At 41.9% G+C, this 18041-nt stretch carries 23 protein-coding genes; 13 read left to right on the top strand and 10 right to left on the bottom strand.

Going from position 1 to position 18041, the window contains the following annotated elements:
* Positions 1–56: 56 nt before the first annotated feature.
* From levR to sacC, 7 genes are all read left to right on the top strand, one after another.
* Positions 57–2864: a transcriptional regulator LevR gene (gene levR, locus KXZ66_RS13945; protein ID WP_049141090.1), complete on the top strand. Its 2808-nt coding sequence runs from the start codon at positions 57–59 to the stop codon at positions 2862–2864.
* A 180-nt stretch (positions 2865–3044) separates the two neighbouring features.
* Complete coding sequence (gene levD, locus KXZ66_RS13940; RefSeq protein WP_049141091.1) at positions 3045–3485, top strand: PTS fructose transporter subunit IIA; 441 nt, start codon at positions 3045–3047, stop codon at positions 3483–3485.
* Complete coding sequence (gene levE / locus KXZ66_RS13935; RefSeq protein ID WP_049141123.1) at positions 3485–3973, top strand: PTS fructose transporter subunit IIB; 489 nt, start codon at positions 3485–3487, stop codon at positions 3971–3973. Before levD ends, levE begins: the two co-directional genes overlap by 1 nt.
* 16 nt (positions 3974–3989) lie before the next feature.
* Positions 3990–4796 (top strand): PTS fructose transporter subunit IIC, encoded by an 807-nt coding sequence (levF, locus tag KXZ66_RS13930; RefSeq protein ID WP_014477476.1) that lies wholly within the window; start codon positions 3990–3992, stop codon positions 4794–4796.
* A 21-nt stretch (positions 4797–4817) separates the two neighbouring features.
* Positions 4818–5645, top strand: coding sequence for a PTS fructose transporter subunit IID (gene levG / locus KXZ66_RS13925; RefSeq protein WP_003229834.1), 828 nt, complete (start codon positions 4818–4820; stop codon positions 5643–5645).
* A 116-nt stretch (positions 5646–5761) separates the two neighbouring features.
* Entirely contained in the window at positions 5762–5893 is a 132-nt protein-coding gene (locus KXZ66_RS22625) for a hypothetical protein (RefSeq protein ID WP_223497671.1), read from the top strand.
* Positions 5832–7835 (top strand): levanase, encoded by a 2004-nt coding sequence (gene sacC, locus KXZ66_RS13920; protein WP_250540493.1) that lies wholly within the window; start codon positions 5832–5834, stop codon positions 7833–7835. The genes KXZ66_RS22625 and sacC overlap by 62 nt, the downstream gene beginning before the upstream one ends.
* Positions 7836–7878: 43 nt before the next feature.
* Here the strand turns inward: sacC and yraA are convergent, their stop codons facing one another.
* From yraA to KXZ66_RS13905, 3 genes are all read right to left on the bottom strand, one after another.
* On the bottom strand, positions 7879–8388 hold the full coding sequence (gene yraA, locus KXZ66_RS13915; protein WP_003229836.1) for a cysteine protease YraA: 510 nt from the start codon (positions 8386–8388) through the stop codon (positions 7879–7881).
* Between the two features lie 134 nt (positions 8389–8522).
* Positions 8523–9572, bottom strand: coding sequence for an NAD(P)-dependent alcohol dehydrogenase (gene adhA, locus KXZ66_RS13910; RefSeq protein WP_049141093.1), 1050 nt, complete (start codon positions 9570–9572; stop codon positions 8523–8525).
* Between the two features lie 130 nt (positions 9573–9702).
* A complete protein-coding gene (locus KXZ66_RS13905; RefSeq protein WP_041850119.1) occupies positions 9703–9897 on the bottom strand; it encodes a carboxymuconolactone decarboxylase family protein in 195 nt (64 codons plus the stop codon).
* A gap of 182 nt (positions 9898–10079) precedes the next feature.
* Here KXZ66_RS13905 and adhR point away from each other — a divergent pair, with 182 nt between their 5' ends.
* Positions 10080–10502 (top strand): aldehyde stress transcriptional regulator AdhR, encoded by a 423-nt coding sequence (adhR, locus tag KXZ66_RS13900; RefSeq protein WP_004398725.1) that lies wholly within the window; start codon positions 10080–10082, stop codon positions 10500–10502.
* A 261-nt stretch (positions 10503–10763) separates the two neighbouring features.
* On the opposite strand, the gene KXZ66_RS13895 is transcribed toward adhR, so the two are convergent.
* The 5 genes from KXZ66_RS13895 to KXZ66_RS13875 are packed head-to-tail and all read right to left on the bottom strand — an operon-like array spanning position 10764 to position 13081.
* Positions 10764–11063: a spore coat protein gene (locus KXZ66_RS13895; protein ID WP_003246006.1), complete on the bottom strand. Its 300-nt coding sequence runs from the start codon at positions 11061–11063 to the stop codon at positions 10764–10766.
* Between the two features lie 15 nt (positions 11064–11078).
* Positions 11079–11276: a hypothetical protein gene (locus KXZ66_RS13890; protein ID WP_021480190.1), complete on the bottom strand. Its 198-nt coding sequence runs from the start codon at positions 11274–11276 to the stop codon at positions 11079–11081.
* 18 nt (positions 11277–11294) lie between these two features.
* On the bottom strand, positions 11295–12431 hold the full coding sequence (locus tag KXZ66_RS13885) for a zinc-dependent alcohol dehydrogenase (protein ID WP_014477471.1): 1137 nt from the start codon (positions 12429–12431) through the stop codon (positions 11295–11297).
* An 18-nt stretch (positions 12432–12449) separates the two neighbouring features.
* Positions 12450–12818 carry a spore coat protein gene (locus KXZ66_RS13880; protein ID WP_009967868.1) on the bottom strand — a complete coding sequence of 123 codons (369 nt, stop codon included), beginning with the start codon at positions 12816–12818 and terminating at the stop codon, positions 12450–12452.
* A 17-nt stretch (positions 12819–12835) separates the two neighbouring features.
* A complete protein-coding gene (locus KXZ66_RS13875) occupies positions 12836–13081 on the bottom strand; it encodes a spore coat protein F-like protein YraG (RefSeq protein WP_003229845.1) in 246 nt (81 codons plus the stop codon).
* A gap of 248 nt (positions 13082–13329) precedes the next feature.
* Here KXZ66_RS13875 and KXZ66_RS13870 point away from each other — a divergent pair, with 248 nt between their 5' ends.
* The 4 genes from KXZ66_RS13870 (at position 13330) to KXZ66_RS13855 (ending at position 15000) form a co-directional block, all read left to right on the top strand.
* Positions 13330–13716 (top strand): VOC family protein, encoded by a 387-nt coding sequence (locus tag KXZ66_RS13870; protein WP_004398984.1) that lies wholly within the window; start codon positions 13330–13332, stop codon positions 13714–13716.
* 142 nt (positions 13717–13858) lie between these two features.
* Positions 13859–13960: a hypothetical protein gene (locus KXZ66_RS13865; protein ID WP_119123071.1), complete on the top strand. Its 102-nt coding sequence runs from the start codon at positions 13859–13861 to the stop codon at positions 13958–13960.
* Between the two features lie 271 nt (positions 13961–14231).
* Entirely contained in the window at positions 14232–14591 is a 360-nt protein-coding gene (locus KXZ66_RS13860; protein ID WP_151870133.1) for an SH3 domain-containing protein, read from the top strand.
* 52 nt (positions 14592–14643) lie between these two features.
* Positions 14644–15000: an SH3 domain-containing protein gene (locus KXZ66_RS13855; RefSeq protein ID WP_004398671.1), complete on the top strand. Its 357-nt coding sequence runs from the start codon at positions 14644–14646 to the stop codon at positions 14998–15000.
* Positions 15001–15406: 406 nt separating this feature from the next.
* On the opposite strand, the gene KXZ66_RS13850 is transcribed toward KXZ66_RS13855, so the two are convergent.
* Positions 15407–16222: an alpha/beta hydrolase gene (locus tag KXZ66_RS13850; protein WP_070547575.1), complete on the bottom strand. Its 816-nt coding sequence runs from the start codon at positions 16220–16222 to the stop codon at positions 15407–15409.
* A gap of 136 nt (positions 16223–16358) precedes the next feature.
* Entirely contained in the window at positions 16359–16622 is a 264-nt protein-coding gene (locus tag KXZ66_RS13845) for a CD3324 family protein (RefSeq protein ID WP_032726262.1), read from the bottom strand.
* 442 nt (positions 16623–17064) lie between these two features.
* On the opposite strand from KXZ66_RS13845, the gene csn reads away from it, so the two are divergent.
* Positions 17065–17880, top strand: a complete 816-nt coding sequence (csn, locus tag KXZ66_RS13840) for a chitosanase (protein ID WP_151870134.1) — start codon at positions 17065–17067, stop codon at positions 17878–17880.
* The last annotated feature ends 161 nt before the right edge of the window (positions 17881–18041 follow it).

The following is an 18041-nucleotide window of genomic DNA, read 5'->3' as shown; positions in this document are numbered from 1 at the left end:
AAGTTTCGAAATATTCTAGTTAATGGCTTATCTAATAAGGACAAAGGATGATAGACGTGAGAAGAATAGATAAAATATACCATCAGCTCAAGCATAATTTTCATGATTCAACCTTAGATCATCTTTTAAAAATACAAGGGAATTCAGCAAAGGAGATTGCCGAGCAGCTGAAAATGGAGCGGTCCAATGTCAGCTTTGAATTGAACAATCTCGTCCGGTCCAAAAAGGTCATCAAAATTAAAACGTTTCCTGTAAGATACATCCCAGTCGAGATAGCAGAAAAATTATTCAACAAGAAATGGGATACAGAGATGATGGAAGTGAAAGACCTTCAGGCGTTTTCCGGAAATTCAAAGCAAAATCATCAACACATTTCCACGAATCCCCTAGAGCTTATGATAGGGGCAAAAGGGAGTTTGAAGAAAGCGATCTCCCAGGCAAAAGCAGCTGTCTTTTATCCGCCGAACGGTCTGCATATGCTCCTCCTAGGGCCGACTGGTTCCGGTAAATCCCTTTTTGCGAACCGAATTTACCAGTTTGCCATTTACTCTGACATATTGAAGGCCGGCGCACCATTTATTACATTTAACTGTGCAGACTACTACAACAATCCTCAATTATTGCTTTCTCAATTATTCGGACACAAAAAAGGTTCATTTACAGGTGCTGCCGAGGATAAGGCGGGTTTAGTCGAACAGGCCAATGGGGGCATTCTTTTTATGGATGAAATCCACCGTCTCCCTCCCGAGGGACAAGAAATGCTGTTTTATTTTATTGACAGCGGTTCTTATAACAGGCTTGGAGAATCTGAACATAAACGAACATCGAACGTATTGTTTATTTGTGCGACTACAGAAAATCCGAGTTCTGCACTATTGAAAACGTTTTTGCGAAGAATCCCAATGACCATTCATATTCCTTCGCTTGAAGAACGATCGCTTAAAGAAAGAGTGGATCTGACGACGTTTTTATTAGGGAAAGAAGCAGAGCGAATTAAGAAGAATCTGAGTGTGCATATCGATGTCTATAATGCGCTTATTCACTCTGCGAAATTTGGGAATGTCGGACAGCTGAAATCAAATGTCCAGTTAGTTTGCGCACACGGATTTTTGCATAACCTTGACAGAAATGAAGTTATTGAACTGACTGTTCGCGATCTGCCTGATGAAATCAAGCAAGAATGGATGTCCAGCAGCAAAAACATGCAAAGAAGCAAAGCCATTTCTGAATATGTCAATATTACAACGATTATCTCTCCGATTGTAGAAGATGAAACAACAAAAATTGACGAAGACCTCTCATTTAACTTATATCATTTGATTGAGGAAAAAGTGAAAACGCTTATGAAAGAAGGTTTATCCAAAAAGGATATTAACCAGTACATCTTGACTGATGTCCATTTGCATGTCAGAAGTTTTTTTCATCATCAAGCTTTTCAAAAAGACAACCTGCTGACATTCGTTGAAGATGATGTGATTCAAATGACAAAACAGTTAAAAGAAATAGCTGAACATGAGCTGGATTGCACATTTGACCGTAAGTTTATTTATTTCTTGAGTATGCATATTGACGCATTTTTAAAGCGAGGAAAGCAAATTGATGTTTTGAATACACAGGAGACAGATGAAATTCGTGATACTCATGTGAAAGAATATCGGGTGGCGATGATTTTTAAAGATAAAATTCAGGAATATTTTAAAGTGGCTATTCCTGAAATAGAAGTCATCTACTTAACGATGTTAATTCATTCCATCAAATCGTTAAAGGAGAACAAAAGAGTCGGTATTATCGTGGCTGCTCATGGAAACAGCACGGCGAGTTCAATGGTTGAAGTCGCGACAGAACTGCTGGGGAGTACGCCGATTGCAGCAGTTGACATGCCGCTTTCTGTTTCACCTTCGGACATTTTTGAATGCGTAGCAGAAAAAATGAAACAGGTTGATGAAGGCGAAGGTGTTTTAATGCTGGTAGATATGGGGTCGCTTGCAATGCTGGAAAGCAGGCTGGAGGAAAAGACAGGCATTTCTATTAAAACGATCAGCAATGTTACGACTTCAATGGTGCTGGATGCTGTCAGAAAGGTCAACTATTTGAATTTAAATTTGCATGCGATCTATCAATCGGTCACGAAGGATTTTATCGAGTTGTGGGAGCGTCAGCCAGCGGCACCCGGCAAAAAGAAGGCATTGGTATCCATCTGCACCACGGGCAGCGGGACGGCCAAAAAGCTGGAAGACATTCTAACCACGATCGTAAACAAGGCCTCCGATACACCGATTCACATATTGACCGTATCATCGATTAAGCTGGCCAACAGCATAAAAGAAATCGAAAAAGAGTATGAAATCCTTGCGACAGTCGGAACGAAAGACCCTAAAATCAATGCTCCGCATGTATCTTTAGAAGTGTTAATTGAAGGGGAGGGAGAGAAGCTGATTCAACAGGCGATTACAAAAGGAAGCATCCCCTTGAGCAATGGATTGAACGAAGCAAATATGATTGTCAGGGAGCTTTGCGAGGATAGCCTGAAAAAATACCTTGTCTTCTTGAATCCCCATCATGTGATCGAAATGTTATTGGAGTGGCTGCAAACCGTTCAAGATGAGCTGGGGGTCATTTTCAATAATGCGGTTTTGATCAAAGTCATTATGCACACGGCTTTCGCCTTTGAAAGGGTAATTAAGCAAAATCCGATCGCTTTCTCAGAGGAAGAAGAGATCAATGATCAGCTGAAGGAAATGGTGTACGTGACAGAGCGAACATTAGCCCCTTATGAAGAAAAGCTCAGCCTTCGCATAAGTGATGATGAAAAATTATTTATAGCCGCCATATTTGCTGAAGAGGTGCATGGCCAGCTGTTTTGAAAACATATGAACCTGTATTAAATGGAACACCATTTTAATACAGGTTTATTTTTTTCGTTTAACGTGTTTCAACAACAAATTGCGATTGGCTGAAATAACAATGAAAACGCTTAACACAACTTTGTTGGCACGATCCTTGCATTATATATGGATGTACAAAACAGGAAAGGAGCAATAGATATGATTTCAGTTATTATCAGCGGTCATGGAGATTTTCCCATAGCATTAAAAGAGTCTTCAGGGATGATATTCGGTGAAGAAAATAACCTGATTGCAGTGCCGTTTTTTAAAGGGGAAGGAATACAAACGCTGCAAGAAAAATATCATCAGGCGCTCAAGGATATCCCGGAAGAACATGAAGTGCTTTTTTTAGTCGATATTTTTGGAGGGACGCCATATAACGCGGCAGCTTCCTTTATTGCTGAGGATCAAAGAATGGATATGGCAGCCGGCGTAAACCTGCCGATTCTGCTGGAGGTATTAAGCCTGAGAGAACATCTGGCTCTCAAAGATTTACTGAACAACTTAAAAGCAATGAGTCAGCAAAGCTTTCAAGTGTGCAGTGAACATTTAGAAAAATTAAAAACAGCCAATCAAGATACAAGAGAGGATGAATTATGATGAACATTGTGTTAGCAAGAATTGATGACCGCTTTATTCACGGCCAAATCCTGACAAGGTGGATAAAAGTCCATGCAGCCGACCGAATCATCGTTGTCTCCGACGATATTGCTCAGGACGAAATGAGAAAAACGCTGATCCTTTCTGTTGCGCCTTCAAATGTAAAGGCGAGTGCCGTCTCGGTTTCTAAAATGGCAAAAGCATTTTATAGTCCGCGCTACGAAGGGGTAACGGCAATGCTCTTGTTTGAAAATCCGTCCGATATTGTATCTCTTATAGAAGCAGGTGTACCGATCAAAACCGTAAACGTCGGGGGAATGCGTTTTGAAAATCACCGCAGGCAAATCACAAAATCAGTCAGTGTCACAGAACAAGATATAAAGGCATTTGAAACATTAAGTGACAAGGGCGTGAAACTGGAATTGAGGCAGCTGCCTTCAGATGCCAGTGAGGATTTTGTACAGATTTTACGGAACGTAACAAAATAATCAAGGGGATGAGAATATGTCTTCATTACAAATTATTTTGTTGTTAATCATTGCAGCAATCACCGGAATCGCAAGTGTATTGGATGAAGGGCAGACACACCGTCCGCTTGTGGCCTGTACGTTGGTTGGCTTGGTGCTCGGGGACTTAAAAACGGGAATTATTCTTGGAGGCACACTGGAGCTGATGGCGCTCGGCTGGATGAACGTCGGGCTTGCCATGGCACCTGATACAGCGATCGCCTCTGTCATCTCAACCATTTTAGTTATTACCGCTGATCAAGGAATTGGCGAAGGGATTGCTGTCGCTGTTGCTTTAGCAGCTGCGGGTCAGGCGCTGACGATTTTTGTTCGGACGATCACTGTCTTTTTCATCCACCGCGCTGATCAATATGCGAAAGCGGGAAATATAAAAGGAATTGAAATTATGCATATTACCGCGATGGTGTTTCAAGCTTTGCGCGTCATGATTCCTACATTGATTGTTGCTTTAATTAGTGTCAGCGCTGTTCAGGCGTTCCTGGGAAATATTCCTGATGTCATTACAAAAGGACTGCAAATAGGCGGAGGCATTATTGTGGTTGTCGGGTATGCCATGGTGATCAATATGATGAATATTCCTTATTTAAAGCCATTTTTCTATATTGGTTTCTTATTAGCGGCGTTTACCGATTTTAACTTAGTGGGATTTGGAGCCCTTGGTCTCTGTCTGGCGCTTTTATACCAGCAGGTGATGCAAAAACAAAGCGCTCACGGAGCAGTCGCGGCCGCATCAGACAGTGGCAGTGTTGCTGTTTATGATGACGATGATGATCTTGATGCCTAAACGATGAGGGGGGAAGAAAAAATGGAGAAAGAAAAACGATTAACGAAAAAAGAAATTTTCAGCATGTTTATTCGTTCAAATTTTTTACTCGGTTCCTTTAACTTCGAACGTGTGCAGGCAATGGGATATTGTTATGTCATGATACCGGCGATCAAAAAATTGTACGGTCCCGGAGCGAAAAGAAACGAAGCCTTGCAGCGGCATTTGGAATGGTTTAATACACATCCGTGGCTGACAGCGCCTATATTTGGCGTGACGGCAGCCATGGAAGAAGAAATGGCGAACAATAAAGGAATTGACGGAAAAGCGATAAGCGGAATGAAAATCGGTTTGATGGGACCAATAGCGGGCGTAGGCGACCCGATTTTCTGGGGAACGATTCGTCCTGTCTTAGCTGCGCTAGGAGCCTCCCTTGCTTTAGGAGGAAACATTGCCGGCCCTTTGCTATTCTTTTTCTTGCTGAATGCCATAAGATTAAGCACAAAATATTATGGATTAAAGTATGGCTATGTGAAAGGAATGGAGATTCTTCAGGATTTAGCGGGGAATCGCATTCAAAAGCTTACAGAGGGCGCTTCGATTCTCGGGTTATTTGTTATGGGGGCTCTCGTGTCCAAATGGACCACCATCAACATTCCAATCGTTGTATCCAGGATTAAGGATGAAAGCGGAAAAGTAGATGTTCAAACTGTACAAAACGTGTTAGACAGCATTATGCCGGGTGCGCTGCCTCTCGGATTAACATTATTGGTGGCATGGATGCTTCGCAAAGGGGTGAATCCTCTTCTCATTATTTGCGGCATCTTTGTCATCGGGATTCTCGGGTATTGGGCTGGATTCTTAGCATAAGGTGTGTGAAGGAAAAAGAGAGAAACTGCAGCAGTCTTTTCATATATAAATCATTCGGATAACAGCGAAACAGAGGAGAATTGCCAGAAACGGACCAGCTTGCTTAGCAGTCTCTCTTGAAAGTGTTCAAACATGAAGAGAGGAGCGAAGGAACAAATGAAAAAGAGACTTATTCAAGTCATGATCATGTTCACCCTGCTGTTGACTATGGCATTTTCGGCAGATGCAGCCGATTCAAGCTACTATGATGAGGATTACCGTCCTCAATACCACTTCACACCGGAGGCAAACTGGATGAATGACCCAAACGGAATGGTATATTATGCCGGGGAATATCACTTGTTCTATCAATACCATCCATACGGGCTTCAGTGGGGGCCCATGCATTGGGGGCATGCCGTCAGCAAAGATTTGGTTACATGGGAACACCTTCCTGTTGCGCTGTATCCGGATGAAAAAGGCACGATCTTTTCTGGAAGCGCAGTTGTAGATAAAAATAACACAAGCGGTTTTCAAACAGGCAAAGAGAAGCCGCTTGTGGCCATTTATACACAGGATCGGGAAGGCCATCAAGTGCAAAGTATTGCCTATAGCAACGACAAAGGAAGAACATGGACGAAATACGCTGGCAACCCTGTCATTCCAAACCCGGGTAAAAAAGATTTTCGCGATCCAAAAGTCTTTTGGTATGAAAAAGAAAAAAAGTGGGTAATGGTGCTTGCGGCCGGTGACCGTATCCTCATTTATACATCAAAAAATCTGAAGCAGTGGACGTATGCAAGTGAATTTGGCCAGGATCAAGGAAGCCACGGGGGAGTATGGGAATGCCCGGATTTATTTGAGCTTCCGGTAGACGGCAATCCGAATCAAAAGAAATGGGTCATGCAGGTCAGTGTCGGAAACGGAGCGGTCTCGGGAGGATCAGGCATGCAATATTTTGTAGGGGACTTTGATGGAACTCATTTTAAAAATGAAAACCCGTCAAACAAAGTTCTCTGGACGGATTACGGCAGAGACTTTTATGCGGCTGTATCCTGGTCCGATATTCCATCAACAGACAGCCGCCGGCTATGGTTAGGGTGGATGAGCAATTGGCAATATGCGAATGATGTTCCGACATCCCCATGGAGAAGTGCAACGTCCATTCCAAGAGAGTTAAAATTGAAAGCGTTTACTGAAGGGGTTAGAGTGGTCCAAACACCAGTGAAAGAGCTGGAAACCATTCGCGGGATCTCTAAGAAGTGGAAGAATCTGACCATATCGCCTGCAAGTCATAATGTGTTAGCAGGGCAATCTGGAGATGCCTATGAAATAAATGCAGAATTTAAAGTAAGCCCTGGTTCAGCTGCTGAATTTGGTTTTAAGGTCCGAACAGGTGAAAATCAATTTACGAAGGTCGGCTATGACCGAAGGAACGCCAAATTGTTCGTTGACCGGAGCGAGTCAGGCAACAATACCTTTAATCCGGCCTTTAACACCGGAAAAGAAACAGCCCCATTGAAGCCGGTAAATGGGAAGGTTAAGATGCGCATTTTTGTTGACCGCTCTTCGGTTGAAGTATTTGGGAATGACGGAAAGCAGGTCATAACGGATATTATTCTCCCAGACCGATCAAGCAAAGGGCTTGAATTATATGCTGCAAATGGCGGTGTAAAGGTAAAATCTTTAACGATACACCCTTTGAAAAAGGTATGGGGAACGTCACCTTTTATGTCCAATTTGACTGGCTGGACGACTGTAAATGGCACATGGGCCGACACAATTGAGGGGAAACAAGGGAGGTCGGACGGCGATTCCTTTATCTTGTCTTCAGCATCCGGGTCAGACTTCACTTATGAATCTGATATCACCATTAAGGATGGAAACGGAAGAGGGGCAGGAGCACTTATGTTTCGCTCTGACAAAGATGCCAAAAACGGTTACCTTGCCAATGTGGATGCGAAGCATGATCTAGTGAAATTCTTTAAATTTGAGAACGGTGCTGCTTCTGTCATTGCTGAATACAAAACACCGATAGACGTTAATAAAAAGTATCATCTGAAAACAGAGGCCGAGGGCGATCGCTTTAAAATCTATTTAGATGATCGTCTTGTGATTGATGCACATGATTCCGCATTTTCAGAAGGCCAATTTGGCTTGAATGTGTGGGACGCGACTGCTGTCTTTCAGAATGTAACGAAGGAGTCTTAATTTTAAAAAAGGCACAGACCTGAACAGTCTGTGCCTTCTCGTTTTATTTTAACAAATTTAATGATTCGCGGTTAAATGCTTCCAAATCATCAGGTGTTCTGCTTGTGACAATGTTGTGGCTGACGACTACTTCTGCATCTTTGTAGTTTGCACCGGCATTGATTAAATCTTTGCGGATGCTGCGGTAGCCTGTGATATCTTTGCCTTTTAGAAGATCCGTATCAATCAGTACTTGCGGGCCGTGGCAAATTGCGAAAACAGGTTTTTTGTTTTCGACAAATGCTTTTGCGAATTCACCCGGACGGTCATCTGCACGAAGCAAATCCGGAGAGAATCCCCCAGGAATTAAAAGTGCATCAAAGTCACTTGCATCCACATCAGAGATGGCTTTGTCAATCTTTACTTTCTCGCCATGCTTACCGGTAACTTCTTTGCCGGCTTCCAAATCGATAGCCACAACACTGTAGCCAGCTTCTTCGTATGCTTTTACCGGACTTGTATATTCGATGTCTTCGAATTGGTCTGTAACAAGAACTGCAATTTTTTTGCTCATAAAAAAACCCTCCTAATAACTCTCTATTCATAGAATAACAGGAAGATTGACCGACCTTCAAAATATTTGCTTAACGAGATCGTTTTTCGTGAGTTTCAATAAAAGCGGGTCAGCCCCATATAAGGACTAACCTATTACAATGTGGAAATATCAATCACAAATCGATAACGGACATCGCTTCGGAGGATACGTTCGTATGCTTCGTCCACTTGGTCAGCTCCGATGACTTCGATTTTAGGTTCGATGCCATGCTCAGCTGCGAAATCCAGCATCTCTTGAGTTTCTTGAATTCCGCCGACTAGAGAACCTGCAATGCTGCGGCGCCCCATGATTAGGGAAAACACACTGTATGTGTCCGGCTTGGCAGGAGCTCCAACGTTTACAAGTGTCCCGTCTATACGAAGCAATGATAAATAGGCATCTACATCGAGATTTGCCGATACCGTATTTAAGATCACGTCAAAACGCCCGGCCAATGCAGTGAATGTGGCTGGGTCACTTGTTGCAAAGTAATGATTTGCCCCGAGTTCCAGAGCTTCCTCTTTCTTATTCATGGAGCGGCTCAGAACGGTTACCTCTGCACCCATCGCATGTGCAAATTGAATCGCCAAATGTCCAAGGCCACCCACGCCTACAATCGCAACCTTTTTACCAGGGCCAACATTCCAGTGTTTCAGCGGAGAATATGTTGTGATACCTGCACACAACAGCGGACTGGCAACATCCATTTCCAAACGATCTGGGATTCGAACAACAAATCTGTCAGTGACAACGATTTTTTGGCTGTACCCGCCATAAGTGGGGTTTCCGTCGTAGTCTACTGAGTTATACGTTTGAACAACACCCTTCGTGCAGAATTGTTCCTCTCCGTTGAGACAGTATTCGCATTCTCCGCAAGAGTCAACAAAACAGCCGACACCAACGCGGTCTCCGACAGCAAACTTGGTGACTTCTGTTCCAACGGCTGTTACAACACCGGCTATTTCATGTCCAGGCACCATTGGGAAGATGCCACCGCCCCATTCATCAAAAGCACTATGAATGTCTGAATGGCAAATACCGCTGAATTTAATATCGATTAAGACATCGTGCGGCCGTAATTCTCTTCGCTCAATCGTCGTTTGTTCAAATTTGGCTTTTGCATGTGACACGCTTAATACACGGGTTTGATGTTGATTACACATATGAACCTATCCTTTCTTCATCATAAGTGTTGTAAATAAAAACATGCACTTATTTATGTTTTATGGTGTCTTCAACATAACGATAAACCTTAAAGTCTGCTTTAAGGCAAGGGTTTTTTTAAAAAACCATTTAAAATGAACCTGATTTATAAGGTGAGATACAGTCAGCAATTAATGCAGAAGCTGTAATCATGCTGCGATCCCGGGGTGAAAGTTGTTCCTCTCTTGCCCAAATGCCACCGAATAGAACATCATCATGAAGTTCAGCAAACTTTGGCGTAAATTCTCCTAATTGTTCTCTTCCGGCAGTTTGTTTATTTGCCATTCAGCAATCCCTCCATCTAACCTGTTTTTATTGCATGGAGAAGTATAGAGTTTAAAGTGTGCTTTAAGGCAAGTCCCGAATATATAAACCCAGATTCAGCAGCTAACCACTTGTTTTGAGCTTGACTTAAAGTTAACTTTAAGTGTTACCTTCACAACATACAGGATAGAGAGGTGAAGATCATGAATATTGCTCAGGTGGCAAAGCAGTTTGGCCTGACAGCCGCAACACTCCGATATTACGAACGTGTAGGATTAATCCCGCCTGTAAAACGAAAAGACAGCGGCATTCGCGACTATGATGAAGAAGATATCAAATGGATTGAATTCATTAAATGCATGCGAAATGCGGGACTATCGATAGAAGCGCTAATTGAATATACAACATTATTTACCGAAGGTGACCGTACAGTAGAAGCTCGAAAAAATATCCTGGCTGACGAACGACAGCGGCTGATAGAGAAGCGGAAAGAAATTGATGAAACAATTAAAAGATTAGACACAAAAATTAAAGATTATGATGGGAAATTGCGCGAAAACGAGGCAAAGCTCAAAAGCAGGCCTAAAACGGAAAGTCTTCACGGATCAGTGGAGCAAAGAAGGTAGCATTCCTTGCGTTTGAAGAGAGCAGGTTAAAACGAAGGATTTTGATTCTGGCCTGTTTTCTCCATCAAGAGATCGCATAAAAAGAGGTGGTTACGATTCCTTATTTGGATTGGAGAATTTGCAAACATTATCGGAGATCAGATGGAGAAAAGCGGTTAATCTATTTACGGTCATAGGACCCGAACAAACAGTGCTCATTTTGAAGCTGAGGAACAGTTGTGGCCAATCAATACTGTTCCTCAGCAAATCAGTCATTGTATGTTAAAGGGTTGGCAATTGAATGGCTGTATCAATATTTTTTAAATTCAGCTTGACTTGTTCGTCAGGGTTCCAAGGATGGTACCAGCCTTTTTCCATCATATAGCTCGAGAGTTGTTCGTGCATATCGAGTGCTTCTTCCAAATGGCGGATAAGGACTTCTTTTACTTCAGGCGTTCCGGCTTCAGTGGCTGCCATCGCATAATTTCTGACTCCGTTTTTTGCTGAAATTAATAAGTCCATAGCAATGATTTGGTCTGTTAGAACATTCATGCCAGTCAGATATTCTATGATAGGATTCATGATTTATTCATCTCCTCATTCGTGCTTTGCATTAGATAAAATAGAGGCAAATTCCTGCAGCTGGCGTGTGGTGATATCAACATCTTGCTGCATGATTTCTTTCAGCTTCGGATCAGATACCAGTGCTTTCATTGTTTTAGATTTCGTCAAACAAAGTGTCTTAAATGAAGTCATTTCCTGAACCTCAAGCACTTCGTGTAAGGCGTATTCCATTTCTGTAACCTCCGTTTTTTAAGGCTTTAACACAACTTTGATACAATCATCCATTTTTGAATCAAAAATGTCATAGCCATGCTTGGCTTCACTAAGCGGCAGGACATGGCTGACAACATCTCCCGGGTCAATTTTGCCCGTTGATACTAGTTCAAACATGTACGGCATATAGTGGATCACAGGAGCCTGTCCAGAGCGTATATTGATGTTTCGCTGCATGATATCTCCTAGCGGAAAACCGTTATATCTGCCTCCGTACACACCTGTAATTTGTATGGTTCCTCCTTTGCGTACAGCTTGAGAGGCAATGACCAATGCACTCATAGTTCCGCCATGAAGTTTTAATCCGCTGGCAAGGAACTCGAGATCGCTCATTTTACCATCCATCCCAACAGCGTCAATGACTACATCCGCTCCGCCTTTCGTGATTTCCTTTAAATAATTCCCTGTATTCTCATGGTCTTCAAAATTAACGATTTCTACTTTGTTTGTACGTTTCGCATGCTGTAAGCGATAGTTTACATAGTCAACTGCTATGACGCGTTTTGCGCCTTTTAGCCAACAAAACTTTTGAGCAAACAGGCCGACTGGTCCGCAGCCGAGAACGATAACTGTATCGCCTTTTTTTACGCCGGCATTATCCACACTCCAAAAGCCGGTGGTCATGGCATCGGCAATCACGCTTAATTTCTCATCGGGTTCCTCACAAGATTCAGGGATTTTAAAATGGGTAAAATTCGCAAACGGCACTCTTAAATATTCCGCTTGCCCGCCTGGATAACCGCCAGTTTGCCCTGAATAGCCGAAATAAGCACCCATTTCCCCATTGTCATTAGACTGATCACATTGGCTTTCCAGTTGGTTTTTACAAAAAAAACATTCACCGCAGGCGATCGTAAAAGGGATAATGACGCGGTCACCTTTTTTGACCTTTGTAACCCCTGGCCCAACTTCTTCAACAATACCCATCGGTTCATGGCCGATGACATAGTCTTCATGGAGATTAGGAATCAATCCATGGATTAAGTGTAAATCTGATCCGCAAATGGCTGTACTGGTGACTTTGATAATCATGTCATCGGATTTTTCAATCTTTGGATCGGGGACATCTTTGACAACAACATTTTTAATGCCTTGATACGTTACTGCCTTCATGCTGTAAAACCTCCAGTGTTAGTGTTCATCAGGTGTCCGGTCAAACATCCCTTTGCGATTTGTTTCATCAGGAAAGAGGTTCATATTGCCGACCATGATCGTGTTTTTTGCAGAGAGCTGATCCAGCTTATACTGTTCGCTCAGCTCATATGGATGGAACCACTTTTTGCTGATCATCAGTTCCGTAATCTCTTGGTGCATCGCAATTCCTTGCATCAGCTGTTTCCGAAGCAGTGCTCTTACATCTGGTGAAGCGGTTTCTGTCAAAGCTACAGCAGTATTCCTTACGCCTTCCTTAGCTCGTATAAGAAAATCCATCGCGAATGTAGTGTCTGCTAGTTCAGGCACATTCAGCGAATTAATGGGGTCTAAATGATCATTATTCAAAGAGGCTTACCTTCCTTTCAATTGATGATTGGCGTTGGGCGGCTTTGAGGGACAGGGGCCTGAAATGAGGCACGCTCATAAACCGCTTGTAATTCAGTAAGGTCTTGAATGGATTGCTGTACATCTTTTTCCATCAAGTCCTTCAGTTCTTGGTCAAACACAAGCCCTTGCATTAACTTTGATTTCGCTATACAAAGTGTTTTAAAGTTCACGATTTCATGTAAGTCAACAGCCTCATGAGCTGCCAATGTTTGATGATCCATATTGATGTAACCTCCTTTTATCAACGTTACATTTCCCGAAATGAAGTTGAAGCATACAGAAAATACACTCGGTGTCATTTTTTGTTTTAAGAATCGCTGTTTTTGCTCGTTCTTATGACATGGACTAAACTGCACTTAAATCTGAAATAAGGGTGAAGTATGGAAACTTGACATAGTGCTGTCAGGTTTCTTTGGTATCATTAAATTGGATGACCAGTAAAAGTATGGTTTTATAGGAGGCACTCGATATGAAGCTGTTACAAATTAGACTGTTGGTGAATGATTTTAAGAAAAGCGTCGAGTTTTATAAAGATTCATTAGGACTTCCAATAAGTTGGTTAGAGAATGAAATGGAATATGCACTCTTTGATAATGGGGAAACGAAAATAGAGCTTTTATCTCGAGAAACGATGGCTGAAATCGTTGGAGAGGAAAAAAAGTCCTTGGAAGGAGAAGCTCAATCAAAATTTTTGCTTCAGTTTAAGGTAGAAGATGTTGATAAAACGTATGACGATTTACACGAAAAAGGAGTTAAATGTGAGAATAAACCGCATGATCGCAAGGAATGGAGTGCCCGAGTTGCTCACTTCAGAGATCCAGATCATAATCTAATTGAAATATATAAAATGTTATGATTTTTCGACTCGCAAAATCATAGAATAACGTTTGATAACGTACCTAATCATTTTTATACGCCCTGGTAAAAGAAAGCAAAGTCATAATAGGTTGCGGACACTGAACTTGCAGCATTTACGCTGATTTGTATGGTGTCCGTTTTTGATTGGTGAAAAAGGTGGAGTATCTATGAATCGAGAAGAAGCGTGGATACAAGGAAGCAGTACACTGATTGAGTTAATTGGTGGAAACGAAGCCGCTTGATCCATGTCCTTTTTCCTGATTGTCAATCGTGATTACCGACTGGACAAATGATTAAGAGCCAAATGTAACACACCATCAATATCAAGCCTGACTACCATTTATTTTGTATCCTTAATTGTCGAAAACATAGGAATAATTCCACTTTTGAAAGATCTAGTTTATGGTACATTGATAAATATATGGGAGGGGAGGGGGCATGGTATCTGAAAGTAAATCCTTAACTGGATGTAAGAAAGTCAAATGTACGGCATTTATAAGGGGAGGGTATAAGGTGAATAAGTTAAAGAGGCTAAGTATGCTAACGGTGATGATTGCATCTGTGTTCATTTTTTCTAACCATGCACTTGCGGCTCAGTATTATACGGTTTCAACAAGCAGCGGTGCTCCTGTCAACATGCGCAGCGGCCCAGGTACAAGTTGGGGAATTGTAACGACCATTCCGAGCGGAACCCGCATCCCGATCTATTGCTACAAAACCGGTACAACTGTAACTGGAAAGTATGGAACGAGTAATATTTGGAATTACACAGAGCGGACGCTTGCCAGCGGGGAGATCGTTCCTGGATTTGTCTCTGATACATATATGTATACAGGCTCAGACGGTCCGGTTGTTCCTAAATGCAGCTGGTAGCCTATGTTCTATCGTTTTTTAAAATGAAGGAATTGAAGAAAGAGGGATGACATTGACTAAACTGAAAATGCTGAGTATGTTAACCGTTATGATTGCATCATTATTTATTTTTTCCAGTCAGGCACTTGCCGTTCAATACTTTACTGTCTCAACAAGCAGCGGTGCGCCTGTCAATATGCGCAGCGGTCCTGGTACAAATTATCCTATTATGCTTTCCATTCCGAGCGGCTCCCGTGTTCCTTATTATTGTTACGCTTATGGAACGACTGTTACAGGGAAGTATGGAACGAGTAATATCTGGGACCAAATCCAGTGGAAAGATTCCCGGGGTGTCGTGAATATTGGATATGTGTCTGACACATATGTGTACACAGGATCAGACGGCCCTGTCGGTTACAAATGCAATTAGCTAAATACTCCGTACAATAGAATCTCTTCTTAAGGGCCTATCTAGGACGAACCATACCAACTATTGTTGTTGGTATGGTTTTTGTTGCGATGAAGTCTTCCATATCTGCATTTGTGGTGATTTTCAAAAGAGATTCATGATGTTAGACACTGGTTGTTGTTGAGGACAAAATAACGAGCCGCTTTAGAGTTGTATCTAATGGTATAAATACGGAATTAAGATAGGAAATAATCAATAGGAGAACGTAATGTACAAACCTATTTTTCGATGAAATTCCTAATATCACTTTGGTTAAACATCTCACATTGCGTTCTCGTTAGTGAAAAGTTCTTTTTACGCTTCGTGAAATCTTCTCTAATTCCATAGTTAGTTTTACCTGTCCTATTATGAAAATTTTAATTAATCCTTAACACGTATGTTTCTTTTCTTTTTCTAACATGTCGTGTAACCTCTCAGAAAATTCTTTATGGTATATTGTGTACCCCGTATGATTTCCGGGGAATTCAACCAATTCTGTTTTCAATTGTTCCGCTAGGGCGTTCGCGCAACGATAAGGAAAAAGCTCCCGAGAAGCACTTCCGCCAGCTGGGAGTACCTTCATCGGTGAAGATGTAAACACTGTTTTTAATGCTTCGAAATCTAATGTATAGTTGAGAATTCCTTGAATTTCATACTCAGTGAAATACGTTGAATTGCCGAGAAGCCGCTTTGTCAGCACAGCATTTGATTGTTCGTCTGTCTCTAATCTTGACATTAACTTAATGACTTCACTTCGATGATTTTTCTTAAGGTCTTCCATAAATTGCTCGGCTTGTTTCAGCTCATTTCCATGCAGAAGCTGCAATAAGATTGGTTCGTGTGGGATCATGACATGTACTTGTTCGGGATGGCGTATGCACAGATCAAGCCCGATAACAGCCCCGGAGCTGCTTCCAAATACGTATGCCGGCTTATTGGTGATTTTGGCTAGAAGACGGTGAGCATCGTCACTGTGTGTTTCCACACGGTAATCCTCAATCTGATTGGCGAGATTGCTGCGGGAATGGCCGCGGCGATCATAAGTAACAACCGTGTACCTGTTAGCCAGATGATTGGCAATATGATGGAACTTGTCGGCATCACCGCCTCCGCCGTGGACCAAAAGAATGATGGGACCTGAGCCACGCACTTTATAGTGGATGTTCGCTCCAGGTACTTGCAACGTTCCATTGTTTATCGTCATTTGTAGGACCTTCCTTTCTTCTCATCTCCTTTAACTTTACACAATTGGCCAAAATGTTCATATGCAGGAAATAACTAAGAAACAAACTCGCCATAAAAAAAGCACTGATTATATTTCATCAGTGCTTCCGTTTTGTTTATTTAGAGTAGACAATTTTTTTTATTGTTTCAATAGAGAGGTGATATTCATCAGATAAATTATGAATGGTTTTGCCGTTTTTAAATGCTTTTTTAATAGAAGCGTTTCTGTCATCGATCAGCTTTCTTGTTCCTGAACACGCACCCCATTTTTGATGAGAGGATTCAGATTTAGGGATATATATTGTTTTTCCTTGAACATACTTTTGAATTTCCGATATCAGCTTTTCAGGTAAAATAGCGGTTGCTTTTACATATGCCATTTCTGCCAGCTCCTTATTTTTTATGTTAAATAAGGTGCAAAGCCACTATATCAGAAAAGCTTACTAGGGCGATCTTTTAGAAAGTCTACCCCATGCAAAGTATCGCCTTCCCAATAATAGGCTTTGCATGGGACGTTGCGGAATCTGGCATTCTCACCTTGCTTGCCATTTACATCACCTCCCTAACGATTTTCGATGATCACTTCCATTATAAAATAGAGTAAAGCCTTATGGCATCTTGTTAATGAAAGTTGAAGCAGTATGAAAATCAAGGGACCTTCCCAGTGAGAGGGGCTAAGGCTGATTGGCAATGAAAAGAGTAAGATTCAAGCTATATTACTTTAGATTCAAAATATTGACAAATTGATGTATTTTCAACAATAGGGCAGTCTCTTCATGTATACTGAGTTTGTATTTACAATATTTAGAAAGGGGAAGTGCAATGAAAATCAGTATGCAAAAAGCAGCGATCTCATTACTTGTTTTCACTATGTTTTTTACCCTGATGATGAGCGAAACGGTTTTTGCGGCGGGACTGAATAAAGATCAAAAGCGCCGGGCGGAACAGCTGACAAGTATCTTTGAAAACGGCACAACGGAGATCCAATATGGATATGTAGAGCGATTGGATGACGGGCGAGGCTATACATGCGGACGGGCAGGCTTTACAACGGCTACCGGGGATGCATTGGAAGTAGTGGAAGTATACACAAAGGCAGTTCCGAATAACAAACTGAAAAAGTATCTGCCTGAATTGCGCCGTCTGGCCAAGGAAGAAAGCGATGATACAAGCAATCTCAAGGGATTCGCTTCTGCCTGGAAGTCGCTTGCAAATGATAAGGAATTTCGCGCCGCTCAAGACAAAGTAAATGACCATTTGTATTATCAGCCTGCTATGAAACGATCGGACAATGCCGGACTAAAAACAGCATTGGCTAGAGCTGTGATGTACGATACGGTTATTCAACATGGCGATGGTGATGACCCTGACTCTTTTTATGCCTTGATTAAACGTACGAACAAAAAAGCGGGCGGATCACCTAAAGACGGAATAGAAGAGAAGAAGTGGTTAAATAAATTCTTGGACGTACGCTATGACGATCTGATGAATCCGGCCAATCATGACACCAGTGACGAATGGAGAGAATCAGTTGCCCGTGTGGACGTGCTTCGATCTATCGCCAAGGAGAACAACTACAATTTAAACGGACCGATTCATGTTCGTTCAAACGAGTACGGTAATTTCGTAATCAAATAAGCAGTAAGGACAAGAAACCGCTGCGGATTGAACTCAATCTAAAAGATACCAATGATGTATGTTGGTATCTTTTTATTTGCAGTAAAAAGTATTCAATTCTCTATAATGATTAGGTCAGGCTTGAGGCAGATACCTTAAAGGACATTGGCGATTTCATGTAA

The organism is Bacillus sp. LJBS17 (assembly GCF_019334685.1).
GTDB classification, from domain to species: Bacteria; Bacillota; Bacilli; order Bacillales; family Bacillaceae; genus Bacillus; species Bacillus subtilis.
This window is presented reverse-complemented; position numbering and strand designations above follow the sequence as displayed.